Below are 14,571 nucleotides of genomic sequence, written 5' to 3' on the forward strand. Positions count from 1 at the left end.
TGCCGGTCATGCGCGGACGCGCAGGTCTCGCAATGTCAGGGCCGTGGACAACGCCGCTGCAGCCGCCTGTGCGCCCTTGTCCTCGACAGAGGTGGGCAGACCCGCCCGGTCCAGCGCCTGCTGCTCGTTGTCGGTGGTCAGCACCCCATTGGCAACCGGCGTCGAGGCGTCCAGCGACACTCGCGTCAGCCCCTGGGTGACCGCATCACACACGTAATCGAAATGTGGTGTCTGCCCACGGATCACCACACCGAGCGCCACCACCGCATCATGGGTGGCAGCCAAAGCCTGTGCCACCACCGGGATTTCGATCGCACCCAGTACGCGGACCACGGTCGGCTCGGGGATTCCGGCGTCGGCGGCGACCTTACGCGCGCCGTCGAGCAGCGCGTCGCAGATCGTCGTGTGCCACGTGCTCGCCACGATCGCCAATTTCACACTGGCGGCATCCATCTGTGGCAGATCCGGAACTCCGGCGCCTCCACTCATTTGGGGACCCCGTCGGAGTCCGTCGGGGTCGGTGGGCGCCGGTCCCCCAACAGGTAGACCGCCTCGTCGTAATCGTCCATGCTCAGCGCTTCGTCATAGTCATCGAGACCGACCAGGTCATGTCCCATCCGGTCCCGCTTCGTCATCAGGTACCGAATGTTCTCGGCATTGGCCCGCACCGGCAGCGGTACCCGCTCGATGATGTGCAGGCCGTAGCCGTCCAGACCCACCCGCTTGGCCGGATTGTTGGTCAGCAGCCGCATCGACCGGATACCCAGGTCCACCAGGATCTGGGCGCCGATACCGTAATCGCGTGCATCGGCGGGCAGTCCGAGTTTGAGGTTCGCGTCGACGGTGTCCTCACCGGCATCCTGCAGTTGATAGGCCTGCAATTTGTGCATCAGGCCGATCCCGCGACCCTCATGCCCACGCATGTAGAGGACCACGCCACGACCCTCGCGGGCCACCATGGCCATCGCCGCGTCAAGTTGCGGACCGCAGTCACAGCGTCGGGATCCGAACACATCACCGGTCAGACATTCGGAGTGCACCCGCACCAGTACGTCGTGGCCGTCTGCGCCGTTTTCCGCGGTCGCCCCGTTGATGTCGCCACGGACCAATGCGACGTGCTCGACATCCTCATAGATGCTCTTGTAGCCCACCGCGCGGAATACCCCGTGGTTGGTCGGAATCCGGGCCTCGGCGATGCGCTCGATGTGCTTCTCGTGCTTGCGGCGCCACTCGATCAGGTCGGCGATCGAGATCAGAGCCAGGTCGTGGTCATCGGCGAACACCCGCAACTCGTCAGTGCGGGCCATGTCGCCTTCGTCCTTCTGGCTGACGATTTCGCAGATCGCGCCCGCCGGCTGCAGTCCGGCCAACCGGGCCAGGTCGACAGCGGCCTCGGTATGACCGGGGCGGCGGAGAACCCCACCGTCCTTGGCCCGCAGCGGCACCACGTGACCGGGTTTGGTGAAGTCGTCGGCAATCGCGCCAGGATCAGCCAGGGCCCGCATGGTGGTCGCCCGGTCCGACGCCGAAATACCGGTTCCCACACCTTTTCTCGCGTCAACCGTGACGGTGTAGGCGGTGCCGTGTTTGTCCTGGTTCACCGCATACATCGGTAGCAGGCCCAGCCGGTCGCAGATGTCGCCGTCCAGCGGAACACACAGATAGCCCGACGTGTACCGGACCATGAACGCGACCAGTTCGGGAGTTGCCTTCTCGGCAGCGAAGATGAGGTCGCCCTCGTTCTCCCGGTCTTCATCGTCGATCACCACCACGGCCTTGCCCGCCGCGATATCGGCTATCGCCCTTTCGACGGAGTCGAGCCTGGTCATGTGCGCCACCTTGCTTGTTCCAGTGCCAGGTCCCCCTGGCGGAACCATCGTCTTCGACTCCAGTATGAACCACCGAAACCCAGCGGTTATTGCCAGCTCTTACTGACCGGGGCCGGTCATCAAGCGCTCGACGTACTTCGCAATGATGTCCACCTCCAGGTTGACGGTCGCGCCGACCGGGGCGTGCCCCACGGTGGTGAGTTCGCGCGTGGTGGGGATCAGCGATACCTCGAACCAGTCATTTCCGATGGCCGAGACGGTCAGTGACACCCCGTCGACGGTGATCGACCCTTTCTCCACCACATACCGGGACAGCGCAGGCGGCAGCCCGATCCTGACCACCTCCCAATGCTCGGAAGGCGTGCGGGAAATCACACTGCCGGTGCCGTCTACGTGGCCTTGGACGATGTGACCACCCAGCCGACTGTTGACTGCGGCGGCGCGTTCCAGATTCACCCGGTTACCCACGTCGAGCGTCTGCAGGCTGGACCGATTGAGGGTCTCGGCCATGACATCGGCGGTGAACGCGCCGTCGGGGAGCACGTCCACCACCGTCAGGCAGACCCCGTTCACCGCGATCGAATCACCATGACCGGCGTCAGCGGTGACCACCGGCCCGCGGATGGTCAACCTCGCGGCGTCGGCCAGGTCTTTTCTGTCGACCAGGACGCCCAACTCTTCAACGATTCCGGTGAACACGTCGACCAGAGTATTCAGTCGCCGGGGACTTGCATAAAACAGTTATCCGCCGTCAGCATCTACGATGCTGTCATGCAGACGCGCTCACGCTTCGCAGTCCAGTCATTGCTCGCAATTCTTTTCGTCGCCGCCCTGACCGCGGGGTGTTCCTCGTCGTCGGAAAAGTCGGACACCCCGCTACCCGAGGCCGCCCCCCTTCTCCAGGAGGCCGCCGCGACCACCAAGAGCCAGCAGAGCGTGCATCTGCTGTTGACGGTGCAGGGCAAGATCGACGGTCTGCCCGTCGAGAAGCTCGACGGTGACCTGACCAACGCCCCCGCTGTGGCCGCCCAGGGCACCGCGGACCTGATCGCCTTCGGCCAGAAGATCGCCGACGCGAAGTTCGTGGTCGTCGACGGTGACCTGTACGCCGCGCTCACCCCCGGTGATCCGCTGTCCAATTACGGACCGGCAGCCAACATCTACGACATGTCGGCGATCCTGAACCCCGACACCGGCCTGGCCAATCTGCTGGCGAACTTCTCCGACCCGAAGGCCGACGGTCGCGAAACGATCAACGACACCGAAGCGGTCCGCGTGACCGGAAACGTGAGTGCGGACGCGGTCAACAAGATCGCCCCGCAACTCAAGGCCAGCGGTCCGGTCCCGGGCACCGCATGGATCACCGAGGACGGCGATCACACGCTGCTGCAGGCAAAGCTGGAGCCCACGCCCGGCAACAGTGTCACCATGACGCTCTCGGACTGGGGTAAGCAGGTCACCGTCACCAAGCCCGCTCCCTGATGCGGGTCGCTGACGCGGTGACATCCCGCGGGAACCGCAAGATCGCGATCAGCGCAGGCAGTCTCGCGGTGCTGCTCGGCGCTCTCGACACCTATGTCGTGATCACGATCATCGTCGACATCATGCAAGACGTCGGCATCGCGATCAACCAGATTCAGAAGGTCACGCCGATCATCACCGGCTACCTGCTGGGCTACATCGCCGCCATGCCGCTGCTGGGCCGCGCGTCGGACCGGTTCGGCCGCAAGATGCTCATCCAGGTGGGTCTGGCGGGGTTCGCGATCGGATCGGTCGTCACCGCGCTGTCCACCGACCTGACGATTCTGGTCATCGGCAGGCTGATCCAGGGCTCGGCCAGCGGCGCCCTACTGCCCGTCACGCTGGCGCTGGCCGCGGACCTGTGGTCGGCCCGTAACCGGGCCGGGGTACTCGGCGGGGTCGGCGCTGCACAGGAGTTGGGCGCGGTGCTCGGCCCGATGTACGGCATCGCGCTGGTATGGCTGTTCAACCATTGGCAGGCGGTGTTCTGGGTCAACGTGCCGCTGGCGGTCATCGCCATGGTGATGATCCACTTCAGCCTGCCGCCCAAGGACAAGGACAAACCGCCGGAGAAGGTCGACGTCGTCGGCGGTGTGCTGCTCGCGATCGCACTTGGCCTGGCCGTCGTGGGGCTGTACAACCCCGAACCCGACGGCAAACAGGTACTGCCCAGCTGGGGCCTGCCCGTGCTGGCTGGTGCACTGGTGGCAGCGGTGGCCTTCTTCGCCTGGGAGAAGGTCGCCAAGACCCGGCTGATCGATCCGGCCGGCGTGCGCTTCCGGCCGTTCCTGGCGGCGCTGGCCGCCTCGTTGTGCGCAGGCGCGGCGCTGATGGTGACGCTGGTCAACGTTGAACTGTTCGGGCAGGGCGTGCTCGGCCAGGACCAGAACCACGCGGCATTCCTGCTGCTGCGCTTCCTGATAGCCCTACCCATCGGCGCCCTGATCGGCGGCTGGCTGGCTACCAAATTCGGTGACCGACTCGTCGTGTTCGTCGGTTTGATCATCGCGGCCTGCGGGTTCCTGCTCGTATCGCACTGGTCGGTCAATGTGCTGGCCGACCGGCACGACTTGGGCCTGTTCACCCTGCCCGTGCTCGACACCGACCTGGCGATCGTGGGTCTGGGCCTTGGCCTGGTGATCGGTCCGCTGACCTCGGCGACGCTGCGGGCGGTGCCCGCAGCGGAGCACGGCATCGCCTCGGCCGCGGTGGTGGTGTCCCGCATGATCGGCATGTTGATCGGCATCGCGGCGCTGGGCGCCTGGGGTTTCTACCGGTTCAACCAGCATCTGGCAACGCTGGCAGCCGCCGCCAACTCAGCCTCCATGTCGCTGGCCGAGAAACTGACCGCACAGGCGGTGCGGTATCGCGAGGCCTACGTGATGATGTACGGCGACATCTTCCTCAGCGCGGCCATCGTGTGTATCGTCGGCGCGCTGCTGGGCCTGCTGATCAGCGGGCGCCACGAGCATCCGGACGACGACCCGCACAGGCAGCCCGACGGCGACGACACCGCGACCGAGCTGATCGGCGCGCCGCGGCAGACGCCACCGGAACACGACCCGTCCGAGACGGTCCGCCTGCCCCGCGAGGAGCCCCCGGGACGTCACCGCGCCCCGGGTGACGCCTGACTCAGCAGCGTTCGACGCCCCGACGCAGGCGCGGCGGCTCCTGGCGGGGAGCCGGGCGTCGGCTGGGCAGCACGCTGCGAATCGGCGTACACATCAACGATCGGACGGTGCGGGGTGCCTGTGAGAGGTTCAGCCAGTCCTGCATAGTGCTCACGCTCGTGTTCCTTCGCTCGGTCCATGGGCGCAACTCAACGGCGAACGCGCGCTTTCTGGTACGAGTGTACCGAGCGGGGCGGTCTCAGCCTGGCACGAGACTGAGCAGCACATCGGGACCGATGGGCTCGATCCCGTCGAACTGCCAGCGTTGCGCATGGGTGATGCTGGGCACACCGATGTCGTCGACGGCGCTGATCGGTCCGCCCAGCAGGATCGGCGCGACATACGCCACGATGCGGTCGACCACCCCGGCCCGCAGAAACGCACCGGCCAACGTCGGCCCGCCTTCCAGAAGCACATCGGTGCGGTCGGTCAGCGACTTGATCACTTCGTGAGGATCATGGGTGCGGATCACCATCGTGCGTGAATCGTCGTTGAGCACCTTGGCATCCGGGGACACCTCACGATGCCCCACCACGACGCGCAACGGCTGACGCTGCGCCAGACTGCCGTCGGCCAGACGCGCGGTCAGTGTCGGGTCGTCGACGAACACGGTGCCGGTACCCACCACGATCGCGTCAGCCGCCGCGCGCCTGCGATGCACGTCGCTGCGCGCAGGGGCGCTGGTGATCCATTGACTGGAGCCATCGGCGGCCGCGCTGCGCCCGTCCACGCTCGTGGCGAACTTCCAGGTGACATGCGGCAAACCCGTGCGCTGCTTGTGCAGCCATTCGCGTAACGGGCCGCGGGAAACCTCGTCGGTCAGCACCCCGCCGGTGACCTGAATTCCGTGCTCGGCCAACCTCTCCGAGCCACCTGTGGCGACCGGGTTCGGATCGGCGACGGCATAGATCACCGTTGAAACACCCGCCGCCACAAGCGCATCCACGCACGGCGGGGTGCGGCCGTGGTGGTTGCACGGTTCGAGTGTGACGACGGCGGTGCCGCCGGTCGCGCGTTGCCCGGCCCGCCGCAGCGCCACCACTTCGGCGTGGGGCCCGCCCGTCGGTGCCGTCGCGCCCACACCGGCCACTTCGCCGTCGCGGTCCAGGATCACCGCCCCCACCGGCGGATTGGGATACGTCGCACCTTTGACCCGCTGAGCCTGCTCGATGGCAAGCCGCATCATCGCCCCAGGTTCAGCGGTCATAGCGTGAGGTGTGCAGACGCGTTCGCGGCCTGCTGACGCAAGGAGATCACCGCGGCAGCCGGATCGGCCGCGCTGTACACCGCCGAGCCCGCCACGAAGCAGTCCACCCCGGCTTCGGCGGCCTCGGCGATGGTGTCGGCGTTGATCCCGCCGTCGATCTCGACCACCACCGTGAGCTCACCCGAATCCACCAGGCGGCGGGCGGTGCCGACCTTCGCCAGCACCTCCGGGATGAACTTCTGCCCGCCGAAACCCGGTTCCACCGACATCACCAGCAAGGTGTCGAACTCCCGCAGGATCTCCAGGTAAGGCTCCAACGGGGTGCCCGGTTTCACCGCGAGCCCGGCCTTGGCGCCTGCCGCGCGGATATCCCGCGCGACGCCGATCGGGTTCTGCGTCGCCTCGGCATGGAAGGTGACGTTGTAGGCGCCGGCTTCGGCGTACGGCGGGGCCCAGCGTTCGGGCGCATCGATCATGAGATGGCAATCCATCGGAAGATCGGTGGCCTTGAGCAGTGATTCGACCACCGGCAGACCGAGCGTCAGATTCGGCACGAAATGGTTGTCCATGACGTCGACGTGCAACCAGTCGGCGCCGCTCACCGCGGCGACCTCATCGGCGAGCCGGGCGAAGTCCGCGGACAGGATGGACGGCGCGATAAGGGGTTCTGCCATGGCGCTCAGCCTACTTTCAGGGCGGCCGCGAACATCGCATCGGTACCGTGCCGATGCGGCCACAACTGCACGTAGGGCCCGTCGCCGAGACCGCCCGTGGGAGCAAACCACGGCCTGATGTCCAGCGCGGTCACCGGATGGCGACGCAGTGCGTCCGCCACCACGCCGACCGTCTCGACGAGGTGCGGCGAGCACGTCGCGTACAACACCACCCCACCCGGGCGCGTCAGCCCGATCGCCGCTGCGAGTAGTTCGCGTTGCAGTTTGGCCAGGCCGGGCACATCGGCGGGCTGACGGCGCCAACGCGCCTCCGGGCGGCGGCGCAGCGCCCCGAGCCCGGTGCACGGGGCATCCACGAGGACCCGGTCGAAGCCAGGCTCCAGCCCTGACTCGCGGCCGTCGAAGCGGTGGACCTCGACGTTGAGCCCGCGGGTGTTCTCCTCGACCAGCTGGGCGCGCCGTTCGGCGGGCTCTACCGCGGTGACGCGCGCTCCCGAGGCCGCACCGATCGCGGCCAGCAACGCTGTCTTGCCGCCGGGTCCGGCGCACAGGTCGAGCCAACGCCCACCGTCGGCCCCGTCCAGCTCGGCCAACGTCAGCGCCCGCGCAACCAGCTGGCTGCCCTCGTCCTGGACCTGGGCCGACCCGTCGCGAAGCGCCTGCAGCTGCCCGGGGTCACCGCCCTGCAGATACACCGCATAGGGCGAATACCGCCCGACCGTGCCACCGGTCTGGTCGGCCAGCTGCTCGGCGGTAAGCGCCGAGGGGCGGGCGGCGAGATGCACGGCGGGTCGCTCGTCGTCGCTGGCCAGCAGAGCCTCGAGCTGGCCGGCTTCGGCGCCCAGCGCGTCGGTGAAGGCCTGGGCGATCCAGCGTGGGTGGGCATGGACGAAGGCCGCGTGCCCGACCGGGTCGACATCTGGGCTCGGCGCCAGTTCGTCGGTCCAGGACTTCTCGTCGCGCGAGGAGATGGTACGGAGCACCCCGTTGACGAAACCTGCTCGCGCCGTGTCGAATTCGATGCCGGCCTGTTCAACCGTGGTGGATACGGCAGCATGTGGTTCCACTCTGGTGCGCAGCAATTGATAGGTGCCAAGACGCAACAGGTCGAGCAGTACCGGATCGATCCGCTCGGGCGGACGTCCGGCAGCGTGTGCGATGACGGCATCGAGCAGACCGCGCGAGCGGCAGGTGCCGTAGGTCAGCTCCGTCGCGAAAGCCGCGTCCCGACCCTCGATTCCGCGTTCCCGCAACATCGCGGGCAAGGCCAGGTTCGCGTAGGCATCCCGTTCGGACACCGCGCGGAGCACGTCAAAGGCGGCCTGCCTGGCCGGGTCCAGGGGTTTACGGCGGGGCGCGCGCTTCCGCGTCGGCTTCGTCACGAGGCCCGCACCGAATCGTCGAGACGGGCGCCACGGGCCCAGTCGGCGGCATTCATCAGTTTCTTCCCTGGAGGCTGAATCTGGCCGAGTTGCACCGGCTGCGAGCCCGTACCCACCCGGACCACATTGCGGTCCACTCGGATATCCCCCGGCGGCAAGGGATCCCCCGACCCGTCGACCGTGACGGGGCCGATCTTGACGCGCATATCGCCGATCATCGTCCACGCTCCCGGATTCGGTGTGACCGCACGGATACGGCGGTCGACGACATGAGCAGGCAGATCCCAACGCACGCGCGCTGCCTCCACTGTGATCTTCGGTGCGACCGTGACACCGTCCGCCGGCTGCGGCACCGCGGTCAGTGACCCGTCGGCGATGCCGTCGAGCGTCGAAGCCAACAGCACGGCACCCGAATCGGCAAGCCGGCCAAGAAGATCACCCGCAGTGTCGGTGTCGCGGACGGTTTCGGTGACCACGCCGTAGACCGGGCCGGAATCCAGCGCGGGCTCGATCTGAAACGTCGTCGCGCCAGTCACCTGGTCGCCTGCTGCGATGGCCGCCTGCACCGGCGCGGCCCCACGCCAGGCAGGCAGCAGCGAGAAATGCAGGTTGACCCAGCCGTGCCGCGGCACCGCCAACAGCCGCCGGCTCAACAACGCACCATAGGCCACCACCGCGCAGCATTCCGGGGCCAGGTCGGTCAATTCGGCGACGAACTCGTCCTCGTTGGGCCGCGACGGGCGCAGCACCGGAATGTCATGGTCGAGGGCCAGCCGCGCCACCGGTGACGGGGCCGGCTTACCCCGCCGCCCGGCGGCGGCATCCGGACGGGTCAGCACCGCGACGACATCGTGACGCGGTGACTCGATCAACCGACGTAACGACGGCAAGGCGGGTTCCGGAGTGCCGGCAAAGACGAGACGCACGGCGTCAGTCTAGGGAAGCCGGGCCGCAGGCCGGAATCACCCGATGTGCAGCGGGTCGATCTGCACGCGTGACGGTTCCTGATCGTGCCGTGCACTGAGCACCGCGGTGGCGCGGCGCAGCGCGGCAGTCAAGGACAGTCCCCCGTCGCGCGGTACCCGGACCAGCATTCGGCTCACCGGGGCGTCGGCAGCCACCCCCGGCGGCCGACGGGCTCCCGGCGGCAACTCGACGGGCCCGAGCGGTTCGGCGAACTCGGGTAACTGGGCGGTGTCCAACAGTGCGGTGACGGCGGCTGCGGTGCCGTCGACGGCGGCCATGTGCACGGCCGGTGGCAGACCGACCTCGCCGCGGCCGTCGAGTTCGGTATCGGCGTGCCCGACCGGGTCCCAGCGAATCAGCGCCTGCACCGTGGGAATCGCCGATTCGGCCACCACCGCGACCACTCCACCGTCGCTGCGGGGACGCACGAGGGCGGCGGCGGCCATCCAGCGCCGCAGCGCGTCCTCGGCAGCCCGAAGATCCTGCCTGCCCAGCAGGGCCCACCCGTCGAGCAGCAGGGCCGCGCCGTAACCGCCGTCGGCGGCCGGTTCGGCGCCCGGCGTGGCAACCACGAGGGCCGGTCCGTCACCCACGGCCGCCACCACGGCATCCCCACCCGAGGTGATCACGGTGGTGCCCGGAAAGGCCCGGCCGAGCTCTTCGGCGGTACGGCGAGCGCCGACCACCACCGCGCGGACCGCGTCGGAGCCGCAGCGCGCGCAGCGCAGCGCGGGCTCGGCGCGCCCGCACCACCGGCATTCCGCCGCCGCGCTGTCCCGCTCCGGCAGCGACAGCGGTCCGGTGCAGTGCCTGCAGCGCGTGATCGTGCGGCAGCGCCCGCAGGCCAGCGCCGGGATGTACCCACGCCTTGGCACCTGGATCAGAACGGGCCGTTCGGCCTGCAACGCGGTGCGGGCAGCCTGCAAGGCCATCGAGGGCAGGCGCGCGGTGCGGGCCGCCGGGTCACGCTCCTGGGCGTAGCCGCTGTCCTCGAGTCCGATCACCCGGGGGGCGGCCGCGCGCACCACCGGACGGGTGGCGACCAGGTCGTGCGCCCATCGCGTCCGCACCAGGGCCTGCCCCTCGGCAGTGCGGGCATAACCGCCGATCACTGCCGCGCAACGCAACTGGTGGGCACGCAGCATCGCCACCTCACGGGCGTGCGGGTACGGCGCCCGCGGTTCGGCAAGGTTGTCGTCACCGTCGTCCCAGACCACCACCAGGCCGAGGTCGGCGACCGGGGCGAACACCGCGCTGCGGGTTCCGATCACCAGGCGCGCGTGACCGCGCAACACCGCCAGCCAGCGTCGGTAGCGCTGGGCAGGGCCCAGTCCCGCCGACAGCGCCACCACCCGCGACTCGCACACTTGGCTGACCGCTGCTGCGTGCAGCGCGTCCACATCGCGTTGATCGGGCATGATCGCGAGCACGCCGTGTCCGGCGTTGACCGTGACCGCGGCGGCTTCGGCCAGCCGGTCGGCCCACCGTTCGCCGGGCAGCGCCTGCCACACCGCACGGGCCGCGCGCCCTTCGCCCAGAGCGGTCAGAAACTGTTCCCCACGCCCGTATCTGGCCCAGCCGCCCGGGTCGACGGCCGCCACGTCAAGCGGTTCGGGTTCGGGCGGGGTCTGCTTCTCCACCGTGGCGTGCCGGGGTGGGACCGCGAGCCGCAGCACATCGGGTCGCGTACCGGCGTAGCGGGCGGCGACCGCATCGACGAGCCGCCGCACGTCGGCGGTGAGAACAGGTTCGGCCGAGACCACCTTGTCCAACCAGCCGAGCTTGCCGACATGGTCGGTGTCGGATCGGCGTTCCAGGATGAACGCGTCGACCAGACGGCCGTGGAAACGCACCTTCGCCCGAACTCCGGGTTGCGCGTCGTCGGACTGTTGCGCCGACACCAGATAGTCGAACTCACGGTCGAGGTGCGGCACCGACAGCATGGGCAGCACCCGCGCGATGGGCTCGTGCTCCGCGGGCTGCCGGATGGTCGTCACGGCGCAGGTTTAGCAGACGTGTGCGACGGAGCCGCGCCGGCGGCGACATCCGACACCGGAGCCGCGGCACGGCCGAAGAACATGCCCGCGGTGATCAACAGCAGCGATGCCGCATACGCCCACCAGATCGGCACTGCAAGGAGTTGATCGCCACGCATGAACTCGCTGATCCCGATCATCGCGTCCGACACCGCGAAACACACCGCACCCAAGGCGGTCCAGGGCGTCGGTAGCCGAGCCAGCAGCGCGGTACACACCATCGCGCCGAGCACCGCGATATATGCCGTGACCGGCACAGCCATTCCCTGCTCGACGAGCCGCGGCCAGAACCATCCGAGCAAGGCCAGGCACGCCACGACGGTCAGCGCAACGGCGATCAGCCGGGGTGTGGAGCGCCGCACCAACGGCAGCAACGCCGCCAGAAAGCACAGGTGCGCGATCAAGAACGCTGCCAGGCCGAACACGAACGAGGGCGCCCACCACGGCATCGCCAGCAGGAAGTCACCCGCGGCGGAGAACACCAGCGCCCCGATCAGCCAGCGCCGCTCCCGCGGGATCGGATGGCTGAGCGCGGCCCCGGCCAACAGCACCGCGGCCAGTGCCTTGACCGCGGGTTGTCCGAAGAACTGTCCGGTGAGATCGGTGCCTGCGGGCAACCGCAGCGCGGTGACGATCAGGAACACGCCGTAGCAGGCGCCGACCGCCGCGGCAGCCACCCACAACCGCACCGTCGAGCGACGTGCGTACGGTGTCGGGGTGTCTGTTGCTGATGAGAAGCCGGCTGTCGATGCCATTCTGCAGAAGGTACTGCAGGTCCTGCCGTTCCAACTGTCGACCGCCGACGGTGTCGAGGAGGCGCGCCGGCGGTTCAGTGAACTGCCGCGCCAGGAGATCCACCCCGAGTTGCAGGTCGACGATCGGGTGATCGACGGCCCGGCCGGGCCCGTCACGGTACGGGTTTATCGTCCGCCGACACGCGACGGCGCAGTGCTGCCGATCGTGGTGTTCGTGCACGGTGGCGGTTGGTCGGTCGGCGACCTCGACAGCTACGACAGCACCGCGCGCCGCCACGCGGTAGGAGCCGAGGCGGTGGTGGTGTCGGTGGATTACCGGTTGGCGCCCGAACATCCTTACCCGGCCGCAGTCGAGGACGTCTGGGCAGCTGTGCAGTGGACGGCAACCCACGCCGCCGAGGTCGGTGGGGACGCCGACCGGATCGCCGTGGCCGGAGATTCGGCGGGCGGCAATCTCGCCGCAGTGGTCGCGCAGGTGGCCCGGGACGCGGGCGGCCCATCACTACGGTTCCAGCTGCTCTGGTATCCGGCCACCACCTGGGACACCACCTTGCCGTCGTTCACCGAGAACGCCGACGCACCGATCCTGCCTCTCGACGCGGTCAAAGGCTTCTCCCGCTGGTACGCGGGCCACGTCGACCTCACCGATCCCCCGGCCACCCTGGTGCCGGCGCGCGCGGCAGACCTGTCCGGGCTCGCGCCCGCCTACATCGCCGTCGCGGGCCACGACCCGCTGCGCGACGACGGCGCCCGCTACGCCGAACTGCTGACTGCGGCCGGCGTGCCGGTGCAACTGCACAACGCCGAAACCCTGGTGCACGGCTACCTGGGATATGCCGGTGTCGTCCCCGCCGCGACCGCGGCGTTCGACCGCGGGCTGGCGGCGCTGCGCGAGGCCTTGTCGCCCGCACCGAAAGTCCACTGAGGGACAAATTCGGCGCGGATTTTGTCCCTCAGCGCGATCTCGGGGACTTGCCCGCGAGCTACGGTGACGCTAGGACGAAACACGGCGTCCGTGTCGCCGGGCGCAGGCGGGAGGCGTCATGCCCGACTACCACACCCTCATCGTCGGTGCCGGATTCTCCGGCATCGGCACTGCGATCAAACTCGACAAGGCCGGAATCGACGACTACCTGATCGTCGAGGCCGGCAACGGTGCGGGCGGCACCTGGTACTGGAACCGCTATCCCGGTATCGCCGTCGATATTCCGTCGTTCTCCTACCAGTTCTCCTTTGAACAGTCCCGGGACTGGTCGCGCACCTACGCCCCGGGCCGCGAGCTGCGTGCCTATGCCGACCGGTGCGTGGACAAATACGATCTGCGGTCGCGGATCCGGTTCAACTCGAAGGTGCTGGGCGCTGCGTTCGACGAGGACGAGAGCCTGTGGCGGGTGCGGTTGGATTCCGGCGCCGAGCTCACGGCCCGGTATCTCGTCAACGCCAGCGGTGTCCTGACGATCCCGAAACTGCCCGATATCGACGGCGTCGACACGTTCGCCGGCGTCACCATGCACACCGCGCGGTGGGACCACGGCCAGGAGCTGGCAGGCAAGCGCGTCGCGATCATCGGTACGGGCGCCTCCGCGGTCCAGGTGATCCCGGAGATCGCCCCGATCGTCAAGCAGCTCACCGTTTTTCAGCGCACACCCATCTGGTGCTTCCCCAAATTCGATGTACCGCTACCACGGGTGGCGCGCTGGGCGATGCGCATCCCGGGCGGCAGAACGGCGCACCGCCTGATCAGCCAGGCCTTTGTCGAGTTCATGTTTCCGCTTGCCGCGCAGTACTTCACCGTCAATCCGTTCGCCAAGCGGGCACACCTCGCCTGCGAGGCATATCTGCGCCGTGAGGTCCACGATCCGGTGGTCCGCGACAAGCTGACGCCGCGGTACGCGGTCGGCTGCAAGCGGCCCGGCTTCCACAACACCTACCTGTCCACCTTCAACCGGGACAACGTCCTGCTGGTGACCGAGCCGATCGAAAAGATCACCGGTTCGGGCGTCGCCACCGCCGATGGCGAAACCCATGACGTCGACGTGCTCATCCTGGCCACCGGATTCAAGGTGATGGACGTCGACGCCCTGCCGTTCGAGGTCACAGGGGCGGGCGGACAGTCGCTGAGCACCTTCTGGGAGCAGCGCCGGATGCAGGCCTACGAGGGTGTCAGTGTCCCCGGATTCCCCAACTTCTTCAGCGTGATGGGGCCGTACGGGTATGTCGGGTCGTCATACTTCGCGCTGATCGAGGCGCAGACCCGTCACCTCGTCCGGTGCATCCAGCGCGCCGACCGCAGCGGGGCCCGCCGCGTCGAGGTGCGACAGGACGCCAACGACCGCTACTTCGCCGAAATGATGCGCAGGCGGCACCGGCAGATTTTCTGGCAGGACAGCTGCGCGCTGGCCAACAGCTATTACTTCGACCGCAACGGCGATGTGCCGCTGCGGCCGACGACCACCCTGGAGGCCTACTGGCGCAGCCGCCGCTTCCCGCTCGACGATTACGCGTTCAGCTCGTAGGGCACCACTCGCCCA

At 68.4% G+C, this 14,571-nt stretch carries 14 protein-coding genes; 4 read left to right on the top strand and 10 right to left on the bottom strand.

The genetic code is table 11. From position 1 onward, the window contains the following. Positions 1 to 6: 6 nt before the first annotated feature. The 3 genes from ribH to M1247_RS07945 all read right to left on the bottom strand — a co-directional run bounded on the left by ribH (position 7) and on the right by M1247_RS07945 (position 2,528). Positions 7 to 489 (bottom strand): 6,7-dimethyl-8-ribityllumazine synthase, encoded by a 483-nt coding sequence (gene ribH / locus M1247_RS07935; RefSeq protein ID WP_317155747.1) that lies wholly within the window; start codon positions 487 to 489, stop codon positions 7 to 9. After that, positions 486 to 1,829 carry a bifunctional 3,4-dihydroxy-2-butanone-4-phosphate synthase/GTP cyclohydrolase II gene (locus tag M1247_RS07940; protein WP_317155748.1) on the bottom strand — a complete coding sequence of 448 codons (1,344 nt, stop codon included), beginning with the start codon at positions 1,827 to 1,829 and terminating at the stop codon, positions 486 to 488. The genes ribH and M1247_RS07940 overlap by 4 nt, the downstream gene beginning before the upstream one ends. A 99-nt stretch (positions 1,830 to 1,928) precedes the next feature. Then, positions 1,929 to 2,528, bottom strand: a complete 600-nt coding sequence (locus tag M1247_RS07945) for a riboflavin synthase (protein WP_317155749.1) — start codon at positions 2,526 to 2,528, stop codon at positions 1,929 to 1,931. A gap of 72 nt (positions 2,529 to 2,600) precedes the next feature. Between M1247_RS07945 and M1247_RS07950 the strand changes: the two genes are divergently transcribed. Together M1247_RS07950 and M1247_RS07955 are read left to right on the top strand one after the other, a co-directional pair. Beyond that, positions 2,601 to 3,311, top strand: a complete 711-nt coding sequence (locus M1247_RS07950) for an LppX_LprAFG lipoprotein (protein WP_317155750.1) — start codon at positions 2,601 to 2,603, stop codon at positions 3,309 to 3,311. Further along, positions 3,311 to 4,981 carry an MFS transporter gene (locus M1247_RS07955; RefSeq protein WP_317155751.1) on the top strand — a complete coding sequence of 557 codons (1,671 nt, stop codon included), beginning with the start codon at positions 3,311 to 3,313 and terminating at the stop codon, positions 4,979 to 4,981. The genes M1247_RS07950 and M1247_RS07955 overlap by 1 nt, the downstream gene beginning before the upstream one ends. Before the next feature lies 1 nt (position 4,982). On the opposite strand, the gene M1247_RS07960 is transcribed toward M1247_RS07955, so the two are convergent. The 7 genes from M1247_RS07960 to M1247_RS07990 all read right to left on the bottom strand — a co-directional run bounded on the left by M1247_RS07960 (position 4,983) and on the right by M1247_RS07990 (position 12,040). Continuing rightward, complete coding sequence (locus tag M1247_RS07960; RefSeq protein WP_317155752.1) at positions 4,983 to 5,135, bottom strand: hypothetical protein; 153 nt, start codon at positions 5,133 to 5,135, stop codon at positions 4,983 to 4,985. 84 nt (positions 5,136 to 5,219) lie between these two features. Beyond that, complete coding sequence (gene ribD, locus M1247_RS07965) at positions 5,220 to 6,227, bottom strand: bifunctional diaminohydroxyphosphoribosylaminopyrimidine deaminase/5-amino-6-(5-phosphoribosylamino)uracil reductase RibD (RefSeq protein ID WP_317155753.1); 1,008 nt, start codon at positions 6,225 to 6,227, stop codon at positions 5,220 to 5,222. Then, positions 6,224 to 6,901 (bottom strand): ribulose-phosphate 3-epimerase, encoded by a 678-nt coding sequence (gene rpe / locus M1247_RS07970; protein ID WP_317155754.1) that lies wholly within the window; start codon positions 6,899 to 6,901, stop codon positions 6,224 to 6,226. Before rpe ends, ribD begins: the two co-directional genes overlap by 4 nt. A 5-nt stretch (positions 6,902 to 6,906) precedes the next feature. After that, the gene (locus M1247_RS07975; RefSeq protein WP_317155755.1) at positions 6,907 to 8,283 is read right to left on the bottom strand and encodes an RsmB/NOP family class I SAM-dependent RNA methyltransferase; all 1,377 of its coding nucleotides are present in this window, start codon (positions 8,281 to 8,283) and stop codon (positions 6,907 to 6,909) included. After that, complete coding sequence (gene fmt / locus M1247_RS07980; protein WP_317155756.1) at positions 8,280 to 9,209, bottom strand: methionyl-tRNA formyltransferase; 930 nt, start codon at positions 9,207 to 9,209, stop codon at positions 8,280 to 8,282. Before fmt ends, M1247_RS07975 begins: the two co-directional genes overlap by 4 nt. A gap of 36 nt (positions 9,210 to 9,245) precedes the next feature. Beyond that, positions 9,246 to 11,246 (bottom strand): primosomal protein N', encoded by a 2,001-nt coding sequence (locus M1247_RS07985; protein ID WP_317155757.1) that lies wholly within the window; start codon positions 11,244 to 11,246, stop codon positions 9,246 to 9,248. Next, positions 11,243 to 12,040: a lysoplasmalogenase gene (locus M1247_RS07990; RefSeq protein WP_317155758.1), complete on the bottom strand. Its 798-nt coding sequence runs from the start codon at positions 12,038 to 12,040 to the stop codon at positions 11,243 to 11,245. The genes M1247_RS07985 and M1247_RS07990 overlap by 4 nt, the downstream gene beginning before the upstream one ends. On the opposite strand from M1247_RS07990, the gene M1247_RS07995 reads away from it, so the two are divergent. After that, the gene (locus M1247_RS07995) at positions 12,003 to 12,965 is read left to right on the top strand and encodes an alpha/beta hydrolase (protein ID WP_317155759.1); all 963 of its coding nucleotides are present in this window, start codon (positions 12,003 to 12,005) and stop codon (positions 12,963 to 12,965) included. The genes M1247_RS07990 and M1247_RS07995 overlap by 38 nt on opposite strands. 118 nt (positions 12,966 to 13,083) lie before the next feature. Then, the gene (locus M1247_RS08000) at positions 13,084 to 14,556 is read left to right on the top strand and encodes a flavin-containing monooxygenase (RefSeq protein ID WP_317155760.1); all 1,473 of its coding nucleotides are present in this window, start codon (positions 13,084 to 13,086) and stop codon (positions 14,554 to 14,556) included. Positions 14,557 to 14,571: the final 15 nt, after the last annotated feature.

This window comes from Mycobacterium appelbergii, from assembly GCF_032883035.1.
Classification (GTDB): Bacteria; Actinomycetota; Actinomycetes; order Mycobacteriales; family Mycobacteriaceae; genus Mycobacterium; species Mycobacterium appelbergii.